The sequence below is a fragment of the Bradyrhizobium sp. T-12 genome (genome assembly GCF_058314695.1).
In genome coordinates this window covers 3,179,313-3,196,154 of sequence record NZ_CM177756.1, presented here as the reverse complement: position 1 = coordinate 3,196,154, position 16,842 = coordinate 3,179,313, and the positions used below count along the sequence as shown (strand labels likewise).

The 16,842-nt window shown below is 66.4% G+C and carries 19 protein-coding genes; 8 read left to right on the top strand and 11 right to left on the bottom strand.

Features of this window, described 5'->3' with window-relative positions; all coding sequences use genetic code 11:
* Nucleotides 1-30: 30 nt before the first annotated feature.
* Nucleotides 31-678: a CC0125/CC1285 family lipoprotein gene (locus AC0WRY_RS14980; RefSeq protein ID WP_491123301.1), complete on the top strand. Its 648-nt coding sequence runs from the start codon at nucleotides 31-33 to the stop codon at nucleotides 676-678.
* Between the two features lie 25 nt (nucleotides 679-703).
* On the opposite strand, the gene AC0WRY_RS14975 is transcribed toward AC0WRY_RS14980, so the two are convergent.
* The 6 genes from AC0WRY_RS14975 to AC0WRY_RS14950 form a co-directional block, all read right to left on the bottom strand.
* Nucleotides 704-997 carry a hypothetical protein gene (locus AC0WRY_RS14975; RefSeq protein ID WP_194407707.1) on the bottom strand — a complete coding sequence of 98 codons (294 nt, stop codon included), beginning with the start codon at nucleotides 995-997 and terminating at the stop codon, nucleotides 704-706.
* Complete coding sequence (gene gatA / locus AC0WRY_RS14970; RefSeq protein WP_194407706.1) at nucleotides 988-2,463, bottom strand: Asp-tRNA(Asn)/Glu-tRNA(Gln) amidotransferase subunit GatA; 1,476 nt, start codon at nucleotides 2,461-2,463, stop codon at nucleotides 988-990. Before gatA ends, AC0WRY_RS14975 begins: the two co-directional genes overlap by 10 nt.
* A complete protein-coding gene (locus tag AC0WRY_RS14965; RefSeq protein WP_018321091.1) occupies nucleotides 2,460-2,672 on the bottom strand; it encodes a hypothetical protein in 213 nt (70 codons plus the stop codon). Before AC0WRY_RS14965 ends, gatA begins: the two co-directional genes overlap by 4 nt.
* 18 nt (nucleotides 2,673-2,690) lie before the next feature.
* Nucleotides 2,691-2,978, bottom strand: coding sequence for an Asp-tRNA(Asn)/Glu-tRNA(Gln) amidotransferase subunit GatC (gene gatC / locus AC0WRY_RS14960; protein WP_194407705.1), 288 nt, complete (start codon nucleotides 2,976-2,978; stop codon nucleotides 2,691-2,693).
* A 76-nt stretch (nucleotides 2,979-3,054) separates the two neighbouring features.
* Nucleotides 3,055-4,131 carry an NAD(P)H-dependent flavin oxidoreductase gene (locus AC0WRY_RS14955; RefSeq protein ID WP_194407704.1) on the bottom strand — a complete coding sequence of 359 codons (1,077 nt, stop codon included), beginning with the start codon at nucleotides 4,129-4,131 and terminating at the stop codon, nucleotides 3,055-3,057.
* Between the two features lie 114 nt (nucleotides 4,132-4,245).
* Nucleotides 4,246-5,280, bottom strand: a complete 1,035-nt coding sequence (locus AC0WRY_RS14950) for an NAD(P)H-dependent flavin oxidoreductase (RefSeq protein ID WP_194407703.1) — start codon at nucleotides 5,278-5,280, stop codon at nucleotides 4,246-4,248.
* A gap of 95 nt (nucleotides 5,281-5,375) precedes the next feature.
* On the opposite strand from AC0WRY_RS14950, the gene AC0WRY_RS14945 reads away from it, so the two are divergent.
* A complete protein-coding gene (locus AC0WRY_RS14945) occupies nucleotides 5,376-6,266 on the top strand; it encodes a LysR family transcriptional regulator (protein ID WP_194407702.1) in 891 nt (296 codons plus the stop codon).
* Here the strand turns inward: AC0WRY_RS14945 and AC0WRY_RS14940 are convergent.
* Nucleotides 6,253-6,468, bottom strand: coding sequence for a hypothetical protein (locus AC0WRY_RS14940; protein WP_194407701.1), 216 nt, complete (start codon nucleotides 6,466-6,468; stop codon nucleotides 6,253-6,255). The two genes, AC0WRY_RS14945 and AC0WRY_RS14940, sit on opposite strands and share 14 nt — an antisense overlap.
* A 45-nt stretch (nucleotides 6,469-6,513) precedes the next feature.
* Here AC0WRY_RS14940 and ruvX point away from each other — a divergent pair, with 45 nt between their 5' ends.
* Nucleotides 6,514-6,999: a Holliday junction resolvase RuvX gene (ruvX, locus tag AC0WRY_RS14935; protein WP_194407700.1), complete on the top strand. Its 486-nt coding sequence runs from the start codon at nucleotides 6,514-6,516 to the stop codon at nucleotides 6,997-6,999.
* A gap of 3 nt (nucleotides 7,000-7,002) precedes the next feature.
* Nucleotides 7,003-7,926, top strand: coding sequence for an AEC family transporter (locus AC0WRY_RS14930; RefSeq protein ID WP_194407699.1), 924 nt, complete (start codon nucleotides 7,003-7,005; stop codon nucleotides 7,924-7,926).
* Here AC0WRY_RS14930 and AC0WRY_RS14925 read toward each other — a convergent pair.
* Genes AC0WRY_RS14925 through AC0WRY_RS14915 form a run of 3 tightly spaced genes read right to left on the bottom strand, consistent with a single transcriptional unit; the run spans nucleotide 7,923 to nucleotide 11,132 of the window.
* Complete coding sequence (locus tag AC0WRY_RS14925) at nucleotides 7,923-8,687, bottom strand: CPBP family intramembrane glutamic endopeptidase (protein ID WP_194408269.1); 765 nt, start codon at nucleotides 8,685-8,687, stop codon at nucleotides 7,923-7,925. The two genes, AC0WRY_RS14930 and AC0WRY_RS14925, sit on opposite strands and share 4 nt — an antisense overlap.
* A 23-nt stretch (nucleotides 8,688-8,710) precedes the next feature.
* Nucleotides 8,711-10,354 carry an isovaleryl-CoA dehydrogenase gene (locus AC0WRY_RS14920; RefSeq protein WP_194407698.1) on the bottom strand — a complete coding sequence of 548 codons (1,644 nt, stop codon included), beginning with the start codon at nucleotides 10,352-10,354 and terminating at the stop codon, nucleotides 8,711-8,713.
* Between the two features lie 19 nt (nucleotides 10,355-10,373).
* Nucleotides 10,374-11,132: a M15 family metallopeptidase gene (locus AC0WRY_RS14915; RefSeq protein WP_194407697.1), complete on the bottom strand. Its 759-nt coding sequence runs from the start codon at nucleotides 11,130-11,132 to the stop codon at nucleotides 10,374-10,376.
* A gap of 186 nt (nucleotides 11,133-11,318) precedes the next feature.
* Here AC0WRY_RS14915 and AC0WRY_RS14910 point away from each other — a divergent pair, with 186 nt between their 5' ends.
* The 4 genes from AC0WRY_RS14910 (at nucleotide 11,319) to AC0WRY_RS14895 (ending at nucleotide 15,549) form a co-directional block, all read left to right on the top strand.
* Entirely contained in the window at nucleotides 11,319-12,266 is a 948-nt protein-coding gene (locus tag AC0WRY_RS14910; protein ID WP_194407696.1) for an aspartate carbamoyltransferase catalytic subunit, read from the top strand.
* Nucleotides 12,267-12,271: 5 nt separating this feature from the next.
* Nucleotides 12,272-13,573 carry a dihydroorotase gene (locus AC0WRY_RS14905; protein ID WP_491123471.1) on the top strand — a complete coding sequence of 434 codons (1,302 nt, stop codon included), beginning with the start codon at nucleotides 12,272-12,274 and terminating at the stop codon, nucleotides 13,571-13,573.
* Nucleotides 13,574-13,602: 29 nt separating this feature from the next.
* Nucleotides 13,603-14,199, top strand: a complete 597-nt coding sequence (gene plsY, locus AC0WRY_RS14900) for a glycerol-3-phosphate 1-O-acyltransferase PlsY (RefSeq protein WP_491123300.1) — start codon at nucleotides 13,603-13,605, stop codon at nucleotides 14,197-14,199.
* 162 nt (nucleotides 14,200-14,361) lie between these two features.
* On the top strand, nucleotides 14,362-15,549 hold the full coding sequence (locus AC0WRY_RS14895; protein ID WP_491123299.1) for a patatin-like phospholipase family protein: 1,188 nt from the start codon (nucleotides 14,362-14,364) through the stop codon (nucleotides 15,547-15,549).
* Here the strand turns inward: AC0WRY_RS14895 and AC0WRY_RS14890 are convergent.
* Complete coding sequence (locus AC0WRY_RS14890; RefSeq protein ID WP_194407693.1) at nucleotides 15,541-16,785, bottom strand: amidase; 1,245 nt, start codon at nucleotides 16,783-16,785, stop codon at nucleotides 15,541-15,543. The genes AC0WRY_RS14895 and AC0WRY_RS14890 overlap by 9 nt on opposite strands.
* Between the last annotated feature and the right edge of the window lie 57 nt (nucleotides 16,786-16,842).

Here is a 16,842-nt window from a genome sequence, read left to right as displayed (position 1 = left end):
GCCGTACAAGTTGTGCGCAGGGGGCAATGCATGTTTTTTCGCGTTACGATGCTGGCGGCTGCGACCGCCGTTCTCGTGTCGTGTTCGACACCTTACCAGCAACAGAGCATCACCGGAGGATCGGACGTCAAGGAATTGAGGCCTGACGTCTACCGCGTGAGCTTCCAGGGCAATGGCTATACCACCCGGGAGAGCGTTCAAGTCTATTGGCTCTACCGAGCTGCCCAATTGGCGCTCGAAAAGGGCTTCGCCGGTTTTGAGGTCCTCTCCGACATTCATTTTGTGATGCGCCGGCCGCCGGCGGAGGATCGGACAGGCCCGCGTCTTGCCAGCGCCGTGCCATCGTTGCGCACCTACATTCCGGTATCGCCGCAGGAGACGGCTGATTTCAGGGTCTGGGATCGCGGCGATCTCGCCAGCCGGTCGGATGAGCCGATCCGGCTCGCGCGCGGTGCCGTTTTCATCTACACGGGCGGTGGGGCGGTAGCGCCCAAGCCCGGCATCGAGGCGGACGTGCATTTCCTGCCGGCGCCTGTCGAGGCGGCGCCGCCGAAAGTGTTCAATGCCAAGGCGCTGATTGCCCAGTTGGAGCCGCTCATCAAGGCCGAGCGGTGCAACCTCGGCAATGTCTGTCCGCATGTTCACGAATATCTGTTGCCGAAAGGGACGCTGAGATAGCGCGGCCGCGCGACAAAGGCGCGGATCAAGCGAGCAGCGTGGTGGCGATCCGCTCCCACTCCGCCTCCAACGAATCCTTTGCCGTCGGCCGTCCGGCCTGGCGGTACCAATAGCCGGCATTGCCGAGATCGCCTTCGACGCGGTGCAAGTAAGCGTGCACCCAGGCGGCGTCGCGCCCCTGGTCGTCCTGAACGATCTTGTGGGCCTGGTCCCAGTCGCCCTTGGCGGCCCACCAGAGACCTCTAAGCGGCGCGTTCAGATCCGGCGCAGGCGCCGCGCCGTCGAGGCTCGCGATGAAGCCAGCGACATTCACCACCACCTCGTCGGCGTGAAGCGGCCGGCGGCCTGCTCGATCACCTCGCCGAGCGAGAACAGCGTCTCCTCGTCGAAGGGACGGCCGATCAATTGCAGGCCGAGCGGCAGGCCTTGCGCGTCCTTGCCGGCGGGAACGGCGATGCCGGGCAGGCCCGCCATGTTCACGGTCACCGTGAAGATGTCGTTGAGATACATCTCGACCGGATCGGCGCCGCCCTTCTCGCCGATGCCGAAGGCGGCCGACGGCGTTGCGGGGGTGAGGATCGCGTCGACGCCCTTGGCGAAGCAATCCTCGAAGTCCTTCTTGATCAGCGTGCGTACCTTCTGGGCGCGCAAATAATAGGCGTCGTAATAGCCGGCCGAGAGCACATAGGTGCCGATCATGACGCGGCGGCGCACTTCCGCGCCAAACCCTTCCGCGCGGGTGTTCTCGTAGAGCTCGATGATGTTCTTGCCCTGCTCGCGCAGGCCATAGCGAACACCGTCATAGCGCGCGAGGTTGGAGGACGCCTCCGCCGGCGCCACGATGTAATAGGCCGGCAGGGCGTATTTGGTGTGCGGCAGCGACACCTCGACGAGTTCCGCGCCGGCGGCCTTCAGCCACGCCGCGCCCTCGGTCCAGAGCTTCTCGATCTCGGCCGGCATGCCGTCGAGGCGATATTCCTTGGGAATGCCGATCTTCATGCCCTTCACGGACCTGCCGATCGCGGCCTCGTAATCCGGCACGGCAATGTCGACCGAGGTCGTGTCCTTCGGATCGTGGCCGGCCATCGAGCGGAGCAGCATCGCAGCATCGCGCACGCTGCGCGCGATGGGACCTGCCTGGTCGAGCGAGGAGGCAAAGGCGACGATGCCCCAGCGCGAGCAGCGGCCATAGGTCGGCTTGATGCCGACGGTCGCGGTGAATGCCGCCGGCTGACGGATCGAGCCGCCGGTGTCGGTCGCGGTCGCGCCCATGCACAAGAGCGCCGCCACGGCCGAGGCCGAGCCGCCGGACGAGCCGCCGGGCACCAGCGTGGTGTTGCTGCCCTCGCGCCGCCAGGGATTGCCGACGGGACCGAAGCACGAGGTCTCGTTGGCCGAGCCCATCGCGAACTCGTCATTGTTGAGCTTGCCGAGCATCACGGCGCCGTCGCGCCAGAGCTGCGAGGTCACCGTGGACTCATAGGTTGGCACGAAATTGCCGAGAATCTTCGAGCACGCCGTGGTGCGCACGCCCTTGGTCGCGAACAGATCCTTGATGCCGAGCGGGATGCCGGCGAGCGGGCCGACGTCGCCCTTGGCGATCTTCTGGTCTGCGGCCTTCGCCATGCTGCGCGCCTGGTCCGGCGTCTCCATCACGAAGGCGTTGAGCACGCGCGCGGCTTCGATCGCGTTCAGATGCGCGTCGGTCAGCTCGAGGGACGTGAAAGTCTTGTCGGCGAGACCCTTGCGGGCCTCGGCGAGCGTCAGTGATGTCAAATCGGTCATTTATTGATCGGGCTGCAGAAGAACGGAGACAGGGTCTTGTCGTTGGCCGGGTCGTCTTTCTTGGCGGCGGCGTTCGCGGCCGCCTCGATCTCGTCGAGCACGGCATTGACGGCGACATTGGGGTCGGCAGCCTTGCCCTGCCGCTCCATCTTGTCGAGGTAATTCATGTAGGCCTGATAGGCCTTCTCATCGTCGCAAAGCAGACACATCGGACTTGGTCCTGAGAATTATTCAACCACCTTCGGCACCAAGAAGAAGTGCCCCTCGGTCGCGGGCGCGTTGGCAACGATTTCGTCGGCAATCCCGCCGTCATCGACCACGTCCTGCCGCTTCTTCATCTGCATCGGGGTGACCGAGGTCATGGGCTCCACACCCTCGACATTGACTTCCGAGAGCTGCTCGACGAAGGCGAGCATGGCGTTGAGCTCGCCCTGCAGATGCGGAACCTCGTCCTCGGAAACCGCAATGCGCGCCAGATGCGCGATGCGGCGGACGGTAGCGGCGTCGACGGACATTATATAAGGCCTCTCACGGCAAAACCTATGTGCCGTATAGCAGAGGCCGCTTTTGCGCCGCAACCGGCCGGCGGGCTTAGCCGGCCAGCGCTTTCATGCGGGCCAGCGCCGATTTGGCGATATCCCGGGTCAATTCGGCCGCGGGAAGCTCCCGGCCCATGGCGATCGCCTGTCCAGCCCAGAGATTGGTGAAATCCGGGCGGCCCTGCTTCTCGGCTGCCGCCTTGAGCGGTGCCAGAGCCGTCGCGGCGTGGGGGAACGGCGGCGCATCCGCCGAGATCGGGCCCGCTTCGCGCATCAGCCGATTCTGGACGCCGCGCGCCGGCCGCCCCGTCATGACATTGGTGATGACGGTGGAATCGTCGCGTCCTTCGGCCAATGCGGCGCGCCCCGCCGCGGTCACCTTGGATTCCGGACAGCGCAGGTACGCGCTGCCGATCTGCACGCCGGAGGCACCGAGCGCGAAGGCCGCGGCGATGCCGCGTCCGTCCGCGATGCCGCCGGCGGCAATGACGGGCACCTTCACGGCGTCGACGATCTGCGGCACCAACGCAAGATTGCCGGGTTGCTCCGCGATCTTGTCGGTCAGGAACATGCCGCGATGGCCGCCGGCCTCCGCGCCTTGCGCGATCACGGCATCGACACCGCGTTGATCGAGCCAGACGGCCTCCTTCACCGTCGTGGCCGACGCAATCACGAGACATCCGGCCGCTCTGACCCGGTCGAGCAGCGCCTTCTCCGGCAGACCAAAATGGAAGCTGACGACTTCCGGCTTCAGCTCTTCCACAACCGCGCACATCGCCTCATCGAACGGTGCCCGGTTGGCCGCATTGACCGGCGCTGCCGGGTCGAGGCCGTGTTGCCGGTAGTAGTCTGCAAGGCGCTGCTTCCAGCGCGCCTCCGCCTCTTGCGTGAGTTCGACCGGCGTGTGGCAGAAGAAGTTCAGATTGACAGGCGCCGTCACGCCCTTGCGGATGGTGGCGACCTGCTCCCGGATCTTCTCCGGCGACAGCATCGCGCAAGGCAAAGAGCCCAGCGCGCCGCCCTGCGCCGCCGCAATCACCAGCTCCGCATCCATCACACCGGCCATCGGCGCCAGCACGATGGGAAATTCAGTCTTGAAGAGGTCGATCAATCGACGGTCAGGCCACATGGGTTTGCTCTCTCGTTCTGACCCTCTCCCCTTGTGGGAGAGGGTGGCTCGCCGCATAGCGGCGAGACGGGTGAGGGGTTTGCATCCGCGGAAGCAAACTTCTCGGATTGGACTTTATTCTCCGCGGATAGAACCCCTCATCCGGCGCTGCGCGCCACCTTCTCCCACAAGGGGAGAAGGAAAGGCACTCGAATTGCGTCTTCCTTCCAGCAGTTGCTCCGCTTCGGTCGCAATCCGTTCGACGATCTCGGCGGCAGGCGGGATATCATGGATCAGCCCGACTGCCTCGCCGGCAAAGACTGCGGCAACCTCGAAATTACCCGCGGCTTTTGCCGCCGCATATTCCACAGCGACCTCATCTACGCGCTGCATCAGCTCGACCTCGCGGCCGGTCCAGCGCCTGATGTGATCGTTGACCAGCGTTCGTGCCGTGAACGGGGCTGGCCAGAACAGGCCTCGCGACCAGTCAACGACGACGCCGCGCACCGTGTCGTTGCCGGTCGCCATGCGAATGCGTTCCTTGGCCTCCTGCGCGCCATTGGCCTCCACGCTCGCATAGAAACGCGTGCCGATCAGCACGGCGGATGCGCCCAGCATCATCATGGCGGCGAGGCCCCTTCCGTCGGCGATCCCGCCGGCCGCGACGACGGGCACCCGTCCGGCCGCGAGATCGACGATCGCAGGCACGATGTCGACCGTGGTGCGCGATGCGCCATGGCCGCCCGCCTCCGTCCCCTGTGCGATCAGGATATCCGCGCCGGCATCGAGCGCCTGCCTGGCCATGTCCTCGCTCTGCACCTGGCAGATCAACCGGGCACCGCTCGCCGCAATGCGCGGCGCGAACGGCGCGGGATCGCCGAATGACAGCATGATGGCCTGAGGACCAGCGTCGAGCGCGATGTCGAGCAGCTCGGGCTGCTTGGCCAGGCTCCAGGTGATTAAGCCGATCCCGAACGGCGCAAAGCCCTTCAGCTCTGCGGCTTCCGTCCGAAGCCGGACGGGGTCGCCGTATCCACCACCCAGGATGCCGAAGCCGCCAGCCTCGCTGACGGCGCGGGTCAGCCGACTGCCCGCGATCGTATCCATGGGAGCCGACAGGATCGGATGCCTGATCCCGAGAAGCTCCGTCAGCGGCGTGGCAATCGGCATGCGTCCTCCCACTCTGGACAGGAAGACTAGGCGCAAATATCATTCTTCAAAATTGAATTCTACAGAACGCTGCCATCTCAAAAGAGAAACGGGCCATGGAACTAAGCGATCTCCAGACCTTCGCGATTGTGGCCCGCACCGGCGGTATCACCCGCGCCGCGCAGGAGCTGAATACCGTGCAATCCAACGTCACCCAGCGCGTCAAGGCACTGGAGGCGGAGATCGGCACCCCGCTGTTCGAACGCCATAGCCGGGGCATGACACTCACCGGCGCCGGCAAGCGCCTCCTGCCCTATGCAGAGCGGATGGCTGCGCTGTCGCACGAGGCCGTGCTTGCCGCGCGCGACGATGGCGAACCCAAGGGACCACTTGCAATCGGCTCGATGGAAACGACTGCAGCGGTGCGGCTGCCGCCCCTGCTCGCCGATTTTCATCGCCGCTTTCCCGCCGTGCGGCTCTCCTTGCGCACCGCCCCCACGGCCGATTTGGTCGCAGCCGTGCTCGAAGGCGCGCTCGACGGCGCTTTTGTCGCGGGCCCCATCGCGCATGCCGACCTCACCGCAACGAGCGCTTTTCGCGAGGAGCTGGTGCTGGTCAGCGCGCGGCGCTGGGCTTCGCTCGCCGAGCTGCGCGCCGGCACGCCGGAATCCGGCCCGACCGCATTGGTGTTCCGCACCGGCTGCACCTATCGCCAACGGCTCGAGCAGATCTTCGTCGATTACGGCTGGCCTTCGGCCGCGCGCTTCGAGCTCGGCACGCTCGACGGCATGATCGGATGCGTCGCCGCCGACATGGGCGTGACATTGCTGCCGCGTGCGGTGGTCGAACGCAGCGCCATGAACGGCAACGTCTCGATCCACACGCTCAGCGCCGCGCATGCGCGCGTCGAGACGCTCTTCGTCCAACGAAGCGCCGGACATCAAGCCAGCGCGCTGAGCGGCTTTGCCGCTTGCCTGAAGACCGACGAGGAGGTCATCGCGGCCTGAGGTGCCATCGCCGCAACGCCACGACGGACCAGATCGCTTCGACGAGACCGAACGGCCAGGCTCCCTGAAGAAAGCCGTAGGCCGAGCCGAGCGCGCAGGACGCGGCGAACAGCAGCACGAACCAATGGCTGCGGTCTTCCATGGCGTAAGTGACCAGCATCGCCGTGACGGCGAACAGGCCGAATAATGTCAGCGCATCCATTGTTCCGGGTTCACTCCGCGGCGCAACGCGTGATATGCGCTACACATGCCGGCTCTTATCCTGCCACTCGTCGACGCTGCAACCCACTGGCCCGCGCGCGGCGCGCTGGTCGGGCTCGATTTGGGCACCAAGACCATCGGCGTTGCCGTGTCCGACCCGGATCGGCGGCTTGCGACCGGCGTCGAGACGATCCAGCGCAAACAATTCAAGCAGGACGCCGCCCGGCTGCTGTCGATTGCGGCGGAGCGCAGGGTGGTTGGTTTCGTGCTCGGCCTTCCCATCAACATGGACGGCAGCGAGGGCCCGCGCGCGCAATCCACCCGCGCCTTCGCCCGCAATCTTGCCGGTCTGACCGCCCTCCCCATCGGCCTGTGGGACGAGCGCCTCTCGACCGCGGCGGTCGAGCGCGAGCTGATCGGCATGGACGTCAGCCGCGCCAAGCGTGCCGAGGTGATCGACGAGCACGCCGCAATCTTCATCCTGCAAGGTGCGCTTGACCGTCTCGTCAATCTCGGTCCAAGGACCGCCTGACCGATGGCCGTCGTCATCGCGGCGCTGCTGCCGGTCTTCATCCTCATCGTACTCGGCGTCGTGCTGAAGCGCAGCCTGATGCGGCTCGACACGCAATGGCACGGGCTGGAGCGGCTGACCTATTTCGTGCTGTTTCCGATGCTGCTGATCCAGACGCTGGTGAAAGCCGATCTCTCCAAAGTGCCGGTCGCCGGCGTTGGCGGCGCGCTGCTGCTGTCGGCGCTGGCAATGTCGCTGCTCTGCCTCGCGCTCCGCCCTGCCCTGGCGCGGCTCGGGATCGACGGCCCCGCCTTCACCTCGATCTTCCAGGGCGCGACCCGCTGGCAGACCTTCGTGGGACTGTCCGTCTGCGCCAACATGTTCGGCGATGTCGGACTGGCGCTCGCTTCGGTCGCCATGGTCGCCATCATCCCGCTCGTCAACGTGTTCAGCGTCGCCGTGCTCGCCCATTACGCAGCGCCCGAAAAGCAATCCGGCCGCACCATCGTCATGACGGTGGTTCGCAATCCCCTGATCTGGGCCTGCGCGATCGGGCTCTTCATCAATGTTACCCATTTGCCGCTGCCAAAGCTCTGGCATGAGGTGGCCGACCCGCTCAGCCGCTCCTCGCTCGCGATCGGCCTGCTCGTCACCGGCGCCGGCCTGCATCTCGAAGGCCTGCTGCGGCCGAGCGTCGGCGCTGCGCTGGGCGTCGTCTTCAAGCTGGTGCTGATGCCGGCAATCGCCCTCGCTCTCGCCGTCTGGTTCGGACTGTCGGGCGAAAGCCTGGCGATCGTCGCGATCTGCTCGGCGGTGCCGACCTCGTCGAGCGCCTATGTCCTGGCACGCCAGATGGGCGGCGACGCGCCGCTGCTGGCGCAGATCATCACGCTGCAGACGATCTTGGCCGCGATCACGATGCCGATCGCGATCGCGCTGGCGGCCTAACTCCCCAGCCACATCGTCAGCACCACCGCGGTCAGATTGTTCAGCGCGTGCAGCACGATGGTGAGCCAGAGCGAATTCGCGCGATAGCGCATGTAGCCGAACCACAGACCGATGGTGAAGACTTCGGCGAGGAAGTACATGTCGTATTGCAGATGAACGATGGTCCACGCCAGGGACGACAGCAGGATCGCGCCCGGCACCCGCAGGAAGCTCGCCGACCAGCCGCGATAGAGGAAGCCGCGCGCCAGGATCTCTTCGGACATCGGGGCGGCCACGCTGAAGGCGAACAGAAGCAACAGCGCCGCGCCCTTGTCGCGGCCGGATTTCAGCAGATCGGTCATGAAGCCCGGCGTCGCCTCGCGGCCGAGCGCGCGCGACATCGTCTCCCAGACCACCACGATCAGGATGAGGCCGACAGCGCCGAACAGGAGCTGCTTCCAGGACGGCCAGTGCAGGGCGAGATAATCGATGAAGGAAGCCTTCTTGATGGCGATGGCGAGCCACACTGCCAGAAGCGTCGCCGGCAGGCCCATGACGACCGAGAGCGCAAGCGTCTGGGGCTCGTGGCCGACGAGCTGGAGCGAGGCGAAGTCCATGGGCAGACCACGCTGCGCCACCAGCAGGACGACGGCGCCGATCTGTCCGACGAACATCGCGACGAAGATGAAGAGGCCCCACAGGGCCGTGCCCCAGAACTTCCAGACGCGTGGCGTCGCTGGCGCCACGGTCAGCGGGGGACGGTCGGGATCGAGGGAGTCCATCAAGACGCTTTCGTTTGGAAGACTCACGGCAGCGCCCGATCCAGCAGCGCGCGGACCTCGGCGCTCTCCAGCTCGACCGCGCCGTACATGCTGGCGTGGTTAGTGGCGAGCCGCGTCGCCGCGAACAATTCGGCATGGCGCGGCGACACGCCGTTCAGCGCCGCAGCCGCGGCCAGCAGAGCGAGCTTCTCGACGGCAAGCCGCGCCATGCGTTCGCCATCGGCGCGGCGGAAGGTCTTGCCGATGAAGCCGACCGCATCCCCCGCCCCCGGCAAACCCTTCGTCTCGGCCGCCAACGATTGCAGCACGGCCGTCGCCGCCTCCGGCTCGCGCGAGAGTGCGCGGAGCACGTCGAGGCACATCACGTTGCCCGAGCCTTCCCAGATCGCGTTGACCGGCGACTCCCTGTAGTGCCGCGCCAGAATGCCGTCCTCGACATAGCCATTGCCGCCGAGGCACTCCATGGCCTCATAGAGGAACGGCGGCGCGCTCTTGCAAGTCCAGTATTTGATCGCCGGCGTGAGCAGCCGCATATAGGCCGCCTCCGCCGCATCGTGCGGCGTGCGGTCGAAGGCGCGGCAGAGTCGCATGATCAGCGCCGTGCTCGCCTCGACATGCAGCGCCATGTCCGACAGCACGGCCTGCATCAGGGGCTGATCGGCCAGATGCTTCTGGAACACGCTGCGGTGACGGGCGTGATGTAGCGCGTGCGCCAGCCCCGAGCGCATCAGGCCGACGGAGGCGATCGCGCAATCCTGCCGCGTCAGCTGCACCATCTGGATGATGGTCCGGATGCCCTTGCCCTCCTCGCCAACCGCTTGCGCATAGGCGCCGACGAATTCGACTTCGGACGACGCATTGGAGCGGTTGCCGAGCTTCTCCTTCAGCCGCTGGAACTGGATCGCATTCACGGAACCGTCGGGTGCAAAGCGCGGCATGAAGAAGCAGGTCAGCCCCTGCTCGGCCTGCGCCAGCACCAGGAAGGCATCGCACATCGGCGCCGACATGAACCATTTATGGCCGGTGATGCGATAGGCATCGCCCTCGCGCACCGCGCGCGTCATGTTGGAGCGCACGTCGGTGCCGCCCTGCTTCTCGGTCATGCCCATGCCGAGCGTCATGCCGCGCTTCTGCCACCACGGTGCAAAGCTCGGGTCGTAACTCCTGCTCGACAGCACCGGCATCACGCGCGCCAGCAGATCCGGCTGCATCGCCAGCGCACCGACCGAGGCGCGCGTCATCGTGATCGGGCAGAGATGGCCGGTCTCGACCTGCGCGGCCATGTAGAATTTGGCCGCACGAATGACTTCAGCGGCATCGCCCGCGGGCTTTCCGTCCGCCGTCCATGTCGAATTGTGCACGCCGGCATGCGCGCTGTGCGCCATGAGCTCGTGATAGGCCGGGTGAAACTCGACCTGGTCGCGGCGATTGCCTTTTGCGTCGAAAGTGCGCAGCTTCGGCGTGTTCTCGTTTGCGAGGCGACCGCGATCGGCCATCGCCGCCGAGCCCCATTGCTTGCCGAATGCAGAGAGCTCGCGCTCCGCCGCCGCACCGCCATTGGCCTTCACCGCATCGACCAGCGGCCGGTCCACCGTGAACAGGTCGATTTCCTCGAACGGCGGTGACTGATTGAAGACCTCGTGGGTCGCAAAGCTCGGCTGCGTCATCAGGTTCCTCGGCGCGGAATCAGTTCCGCCGCGGCTGGATCGGGAAATCATAGGCCGCTCCACCGGCCCCCGGCAGGGAAAAATGCCACCACTCTTTCGAATAGTTCACAAAGCCTTGCCTGGCCATCGCAGCCACCAGCCGCTTGCGCCAGCTGCGCTGCTCCGGCGTGATCGATGGTGCCGCAGTATGGCCCTTCGTGTCGGTACAGTCGTAGCCGGTCCCCATGTCGACACTGCCTTCGGGGGCGCGCGCTTCGACCGGCGCGGTGCAATCGGCATAGGTCCTTGATGGGTCGTATTTGGCGGAGTTGTCAGCTTTCAGATCGACCAAGGTCAAATCGAGCGCCGCACCGGTGGAATGCTGCGAGCGGCTGGCGATGTAGCCGAGGCGGAACAGCTCGGTCTTCGGGATCTTCGGATTGTAGCGCCGCCCGGCGGCGGTCTCGTGACCGTTCTGAGACCACTTGACCATGTCGAGCGAGGCCCGCGCCGGCCGGTAGCAGTCGAACATCTTGAGCGAGAGATTTTGCGCGGTGAGCTCCTGCTGCACCGCCTTCAGCCGCAGCCCGACTTCGCGCTTCACCACGCATTCACCCGCATTGTAGCCGGCGAGCGGACGGCCGACGAAATTGTTGGATGTGGCGTAGCGGATGTCCTGGATGATGCTGGGGTCGATGTCGCGCAAATAAACGAAATCGCCGGGGAGCGATTGGGCGTGGGCGGATGAGGCAGCAAAGACAACGACGATCGCAATTCGAACTGATTTCACAATATCCATCCACACGTCATGGCCGGGCTTGTCCCGGCCATCCACGACCTTTCTGCGGCCACAGTGCAAGAACGTGGATGCCCGGGACAAGCCCGGGCATGACGGAGAGGACAAACCGACAGATCAGGGGATAACTCCCCGCCCCGGCATTGGCCCTTGCTCACCCCGCCGTCCACGCCTATAGCTCTCGTTTTAATGACATCGAAATCGACCTTCGTCCTCGGCCACCGGCATTTGCTGGGCATCGAGGGCCTCTCCGCGGCCGACATCACCGGCCTGCTCGACCTGTCCGAAGAATATGTCGAGCTCAACCGCCAGGTTGACAAGAAGCGCACCGTCCTGCGGGGACGGACGCAGGTGAACCTCTTCTTCGAGGCCTCCACCCGGACCCAGTCCTCGTTCGAGCTCGCGGGCAAGCGGCTCGGCGCGGACGTCATGAACATGTCGGTCGCCTCCTCGTCCATCAAGAAGGGCGAGACGCTGATCGACACCGCGATGACGCTGAACGCCATGCACCCGGACATCCTGGTGATGCGCCATCACGCCTCCGGCGCGGTGGAACTGCTGGCGCGCAAGGTTGACGGTTCCGTGATCAATGCCGGCGACGGCGCGCATGAGCATCCGACCCAGGCGCTGCTCGACGCGCTCACCATCCGCCGCAATAAGGGCCGCATCGAGGGGCTCGTGGTCGCGATCTGCGGCGACGTGCTGCATTCGCGCGTCGCCCGCTCCAACATCATCCTGCTCAACACCATGGGCGCCCGCGTCCGCGTCGTCGGCCCCTCCACGCTGCTGCCGCCCGGCATCGAGCGGATGGGCGTCGAGGTCGCGCGCGACATGCGCGAGGGTCTCAACGGCGCCGACATCGTCATGATGCTGCGGCTGCAGCGCGAGCGCATGAACGGCTCCTTCGTGCCGTCGTCATCCGAATATTTCCATTATTTCGGACTCGACCAGAAGAAGCTCGCCTACGCCAAGCCGGACGCCCTCGTGATGCATCCCGGCCCCATGAACCGCGGCGTCGAGATCGACTCGATCGTGGCCGACGGCGCGCAGTCCCTGATCCGCGAACAGGTGGAGATGGGCGTCGCCGTGCGCATGGCGGTGCTGGAAGCGCTCGCCCGTAACCTGCCGAACGCGTGATGCCGATGTTGACCGATCGCCGCCCCATCCTGCTCGCCAACGCCCGCGTCGTCGATCCCTCCAGGGATTTCGACGGTGTCGGCGACGTCCTGATTGCCGACGGCACCATCCGCGAGACCCGCCGCGGCATTGGCGCGGCCGGCGTCCCCGAGGGCACCGACATCGTCAACTGCTCCGGCAAGATCGTCGCGCCCGGCCTCGTCGACATGCGCGCCTTCGTCGGCGAACCTGGCTTCAGCCATCGCGAGACCTTTGCCACCGCCAGCCAGGCCGCCGCGACCGGCGGCATCACCACCATCATCTGCCAGCCCGACACCTCGCCGGTGATCGACAATTCGGCGACGGTCGATTTCGTGATGCGCCGCGCCCGCGACACCGCGATCGTCAACATCCAGCCGATGGCCGCCCTCACCAAGGGCATGCACGGCCAGGAGATGACCGAGTTCGGCCTGCTCAAGGCCGCAGGCGCGATCGCCTTCAGCGATACCACCAGAAGCGTGACCAATGCGCAGGTGATGCGTCGCGCGCTGACCTATGCGCGCGATTTCGACGCGCTGATCGTGCACTTCACCGAGGACCCCGATCTCGTCGGCGAAGGCGTGATGAACGAAGGCGAGTTCGCATCGCGCCTCGGCCTGATGGGCATCCCGAGTGCCGCCGAAGCCGTCATCCTCGAACGCGACATGCGCCTCGTCGCCCTGACCGGCGGCCGCTATCACGCGGCCTCGCTGAGCTGCATCGACTCCCTCGACATCCTGCAGCGCGCCCGCGATTCCGGGCTCGCCGTCAGCGCCTCGGTCTCGATCAACCATCTGGCGCTGAACGAGAACGACATCGGCCCCTACCGTTCCTTCCTGAAGCTGTCGCCCCCGCTGCGCAGCGAGGACCACCGCAGCGCGCTGGTGGCCGCGGTGGCCTCCGGCCTGCTCGACGTCATCATGTCCGACCACAATCCGCAGGACGTCGAGGTCAAGCGCCTGCCGTTCGCCGAAGCGGCCCCGGGCGCCGTCGGCCTCGAGACCATGCTGCCGGCGGGCCTGCGCCTCGTGCACAATGGCGAGATGGACCTGAAGACGCTGATCCGCGCGATGTCGACCCGCCCGGCCGAGCTGCTCGGCCTGCCTGGCGGAACCCTGCGCGCCGGCAGCCCGGCCGACGTCATCGTGATCGACCCCGACGTGCCCTGGGTGGTCGATCCCGCCGACCTCAAATCGCCCTGCAAGAACACCCCGTTCGACGAGGCCCGCTTTACAGGCCGCGTGGTGCGCACCATTGTCGGCGGCCGCACGGTGTACGAGCATGTCTGACCTGAAATCCAGCCTTTGGAGCTTCCGTCATGGGGCTTGAAGCCTTCCTGCCGGTGGCCTTCGTCATCGGCTATCTGCTCGGCTCGATTCCGTTCGGCCTGGTCCTGACCCGGCTCGCCGGCACGCAGGATATCCGCTCGATCGGCTCTGGCAGCATCGGCGCCACCAATGTGCTGCGCACCGGGAGCAAGGGCCTTGCCGCCGGCACCCTGTTGCTCGATGCGCTCAAGGGCACCGCCGCCGTGGTGATCGCCGGCTACCTCGCAGGGCCCAATGCCGCCATGGTGGCCGGGCTCGGTGCCTTCCTCGGCCATCTCTTCCCGGTCTGGCTCCAGTTCAAGGGCGGCAAGGGCGTCGCGACCTATATCGGCGTCCTGCTCGGCCTGTTCTGGCCCGGCATGGTGGTGTTCTGCCTGCTCTGGCTCGCGACCGCCTTCACTACCCGCTACTCGTCGCTGTCGGCACTGGTGGCGGCGTTCATCACGCCGATCTTCCTGTGGTGGTTCGGGCACCTCGCACTCGCAGCATTGTTCGCGGTGCTGACGCTGCTGATGTTCTACGCGCATCGCGAGAACATCAAGCGGCTGCAAGCGGGCAAGGAAAGCCGGATCGGCGAGAAGGCGTAGTCGCGCCGACGACAGCCAGGGCATCTACGGATACCGAAGCCCCTCTCTGCATTATATGTCAAATCCTGTTCGCAACTCGCCGCTGACTCGCGGCAGGCAGTGGCGTACAGGTTCCACGCCTGTCATCCTGACAGGGCAAATGGCGTTACGCGGTTGCTCAGAATGAGCGAGAAGATTGACGGCACGCGGGATGACGGTGGTTCGCAGGGCACTGCGGCAAGCCGGCTGCTGTCGGCGACCTCCATCTGGTCCGATGCGCCCGCGCCGCCGCCTCCACCGCCAAAGCCCGCGTCCGTTTCGGCGCCCGCCCCCGTTGTGCCGGCGCCTGCGCCGATGGAGGTCGTAACGACCGCTGCGCGAGTTGAGCAGACGCGCCCCGGTCAATGGCCGCCGCGAAGACTCTCGCTGGCCCTGCAGGGCGGCGGCACCTTTGCCGCCTTCACCTGGGGCGTGCTGGAGCGGCTGCTGGAAGAGCCGATCGAGATCGACACGATCAGCGGCGCCAGCGCCGGGGCCATCAATGCACTCCTCCTCGCCTCCGGTCTTGCCGAAGGCGGCCGTGAAGCCGCGCGCAGCCGGCTGAGCCGGTTCTGGCTCCGCTTGATGCACGAGGCCTCGTTCCGCTCGCTGATGCTGGTCGGCGGTTTCTCGCCGGCGGGAAGCTCGGTCGCGTTTGGTCCGACGCTGCGCTCCGGCCAGTTCGATCCGGTCGATCTCGATCCGCTCAGGCAGGCACTGTCGCGCGACATCAATTTCGCGGCGCTGAGCGATCCGAACGCACCAAGACTCCTGATCGCAGCGACGCGGATCCGCGACGGACAGCAGCAGATCTTCCGCAACGACGCTGTGACCGCCGACGTCGCGCTGGCCTCGACCTGTCCGCCGCTGGTTCACTGCGCCGTCGAGATCGACGGCGAGGCCTATTGGGACGGCGGCTTCGGCGGCAATCCGCCCCTGCTGCGCCTCGCGCAGGAGACGACGACGTCCGACGTCCTGCTCGTCCAGGTCACGCCGGCGCGCGACAGCTATGTGCCGATCACCCTCGCCGCGATCGACCGCCGGCTCGACCAGATCGCGGCCAACGCTGCGCTCAATGCCGAGATTGCGGCGATCACATGGGCCCAATCGCACGCGGCATCGTCGCTGCGGCTCACCCGCATCGCGGCCGAAGACTCCATTGACGGCCTGGCGCAGCGCTCATCGACCGATCTCGGCCGCGGCTTCATCCGGCTGCTGTACCGGAGCGGCCGCGCAGCCGCCGAGCGCTGGCTCGGGCAAGATGCCAAGACCGCCGCGCCGCCTTCCGCGTCTGCACAGACCCTCGCCGCTCCCGAGCCCGCGCTAACCTGACTTCGCCAGCGCTTCCTCCAGGAACCACGCCGTCGCGAGCGCGCGCGCGTCGTTGCCAAAGCGTGCGATCACCTGCACACCGATCGGCAGGCCACCCGCCTTCAGCACCGGCACGTTGACGCAAGGATTGCCCATCAAGGTCCAGAGCCGGTTGTAGCGGGGATCGCCTGTGGTCGCGAGCGCTTTGGCCGGCGCGGTGCCCGGCGCCGAATAGGTCAGGAGCACATCGATGCCCTCGAACAATTCGCCGAGTTCGCGGCGGCCCCGACGGCTGATCCGGCGGGCCTCGTCATATTCTTTCGGCGTCAGATGGGCCGTCGCATCGAGGCTCGCCCGCAGCATCGGCGCGATCTCGTCGTGACGCTCGGAAAACTCCCAAGCCAGCGCGCGATGCGCCTCGAAATCCTGGACGATGGGGTGGATGCGCCAGGCCTCCTGCACCGCCCCGGGCAGGTCGATGGCCTGCACGCTGGCACCGGCGCGCTCCGCCGCCTTGACCGCGGCCAGCAAGCCCTCTTCGGCCGCCGGCTCGACGCTGCCTGCAAACTCCTGCCTGACCACGCCGATGCGCGGTGCCTTCGCCGGAACGATGCCGGAGAATTCGGTACGGCCTGTCATCGCCAGGAGTCCGCGCGCAAGATCCTCCGCACGCGCGCCGAACAGGCCGACCGTGTCGAGTGCCCACGAATAACACTTCACGCCCACCGTCGGCAGCATACGGAACGAGGGCTTGATCGCGGCGGTCCCGCAATAGGCCGCGGGCCGGATCACCGAGCCGCCGGTCTGGGTGCCCAGCGCCAGCGGGATCATGCCGGCGCCGACGGCGGCCGCCGAGCCCGAGGACGAGCCGCCCGGCGAATGGCCGGGATTGTGCGGATTGAGCGTTGGGGTCGGATCGCGCGAGGCAAATGCCGTGGTCGTGGTCTTGCCGATGATGGTGGCGCCCGCCCGCTTCAGCATCATCACGACGGCCGCATCGGCGCGCGGCTGCCAGCCGCGATAGATCTCCGAGCCCATCTCGGTCGGCATGTCGGCGGTGTCGATGATGTCCTTGATGCCAACCGCGATGCCGCGCAGCGGGCCCGAGCCTTGCGCCTTCGCAGCCTTGTCGTGACGGACGAAGGCGCGGACGTCCTTCTCCTTGGCCTCGATCGCCGCATGCGATTGGGCGATCGCGGCATCGGGCGACAACTCGCCGGCTTCAATGCGGCGCTGCAGGTCGGCGAGTGAGATCATGGCAAAACCCTTCTTATTGGCATCGCTTTTAGCATCGCGATGAGGCCGCGCAAGCGC

Excerpts from the sequence above, each read along its gene's own strand:
- plsY (WP_491123300.1), top strand. The coding sequence starts at position 13,603 with ATGGGGCTTGAAGCCTTCCTGCCGGTGGCCTTCGTCATCGGCTATCTG.
- AC0WRY_RS14925 (WP_194408269.1), bottom strand. The coding sequence starts at position 8,687 with ATGGACTCCCTCGATCCCGACCGTCCCCCGCTGACCGTGGCGCCAGCG.
- gatA (WP_194407706.1), bottom strand. The coding sequence starts at position 2,463 with ATGACCGATTTGACATCACTGACGCTCGCCGAGGCCCGCAAGGGTCTC.
- AC0WRY_RS14905 (WP_491123471.1), top strand. The coding sequence starts at position 12,272 with ATGTTGACCGATCGCCGCCCCATCCTGCTCGCCAACGCCCGCGTCGTC.
- AC0WRY_RS14950 (WP_194407703.1), bottom strand. The coding sequence starts at position 5,280 with ATGCCGATTGCCACGCCGCTGACGGAGCTTCTCGGGATCAGGCATCCG.
- AC0WRY_RS14930 (WP_194407699.1), top strand. The coding sequence starts at position 7,003 with ATGGCCGTCGTCATCGCGGCGCTGCTGCCGGTCTTCATCCTCATCGTA.
- AC0WRY_RS14890 (WP_194407693.1), bottom strand. The coding sequence starts at position 16,785 with ATGATCTCACTCGCCGACCTGCAGCGCCGCATTGAAGCCGGCGAGTTG.
- ruvX (WP_194407700.1), top strand. The coding sequence starts at position 6,514 with ATGCCGGCTCTTATCCTGCCACTCGTCGACGCTGCAACCCACTGGCCC.
- AC0WRY_RS14895 (WP_491123299.1), top strand. The coding sequence starts at position 14,362 with ATGAGCGAGAAGATTGACGGCACGCGGGATGACGGTGGTTCGCAGGGC.
- AC0WRY_RS14940 (WP_194407701.1), bottom strand. The coding sequence starts at position 6,468 with ATGGATGCGCTGACATTATTCGGCCTGTTCGCCGTCACGGCGATGCTG.
- AC0WRY_RS14980 (WP_491123301.1), top strand. The coding sequence starts at position 31 with ATGTTTTTTCGCGTTACGATGCTGGCGGCTGCGACCGCCGTTCTCGTG.
- AC0WRY_RS14910 (WP_194407696.1), top strand. The coding sequence starts at position 11,319 with ATGACATCGAAATCGACCTTCGTCCTCGGCCACCGGCATTTGCTGGGC.
- AC0WRY_RS14965 (WP_018321091.1), bottom strand. The coding sequence starts at position 2,672 with ATGTGTCTGCTTTGCGACGATGAGAAGGCCTATCAGGCCTACATGAAT.
- AC0WRY_RS14945 (WP_194407702.1), top strand. The coding sequence starts at position 5,376 with ATGGAACTAAGCGATCTCCAGACCTTCGCGATTGTGGCCCGCACCGGC.
- AC0WRY_RS14915 (WP_194407697.1), bottom strand. The coding sequence starts at position 11,132 with ATGGATATTGTGAAATCAGTTCGAATTGCGATCGTCGTTGTCTTTGCT.
- AC0WRY_RS14955 (WP_194407704.1), bottom strand. The coding sequence starts at position 4,131 with ATGTGGCCTGACCGTCGATTGATCGACCTCTTCAAGACTGAATTTCCC.
- AC0WRY_RS14920 (WP_194407698.1), bottom strand. The coding sequence starts at position 10,354 with ATGACGCAGCCGAGCTTTGCGACCCACGAGGTCTTCAATCAGTCACCG.
- gatC (WP_194407705.1), bottom strand. The coding sequence starts at position 2,978 with ATGTCCGTCGACGCCGCTACCGTCCGCCGCATCGCGCATCTGGCGCGC.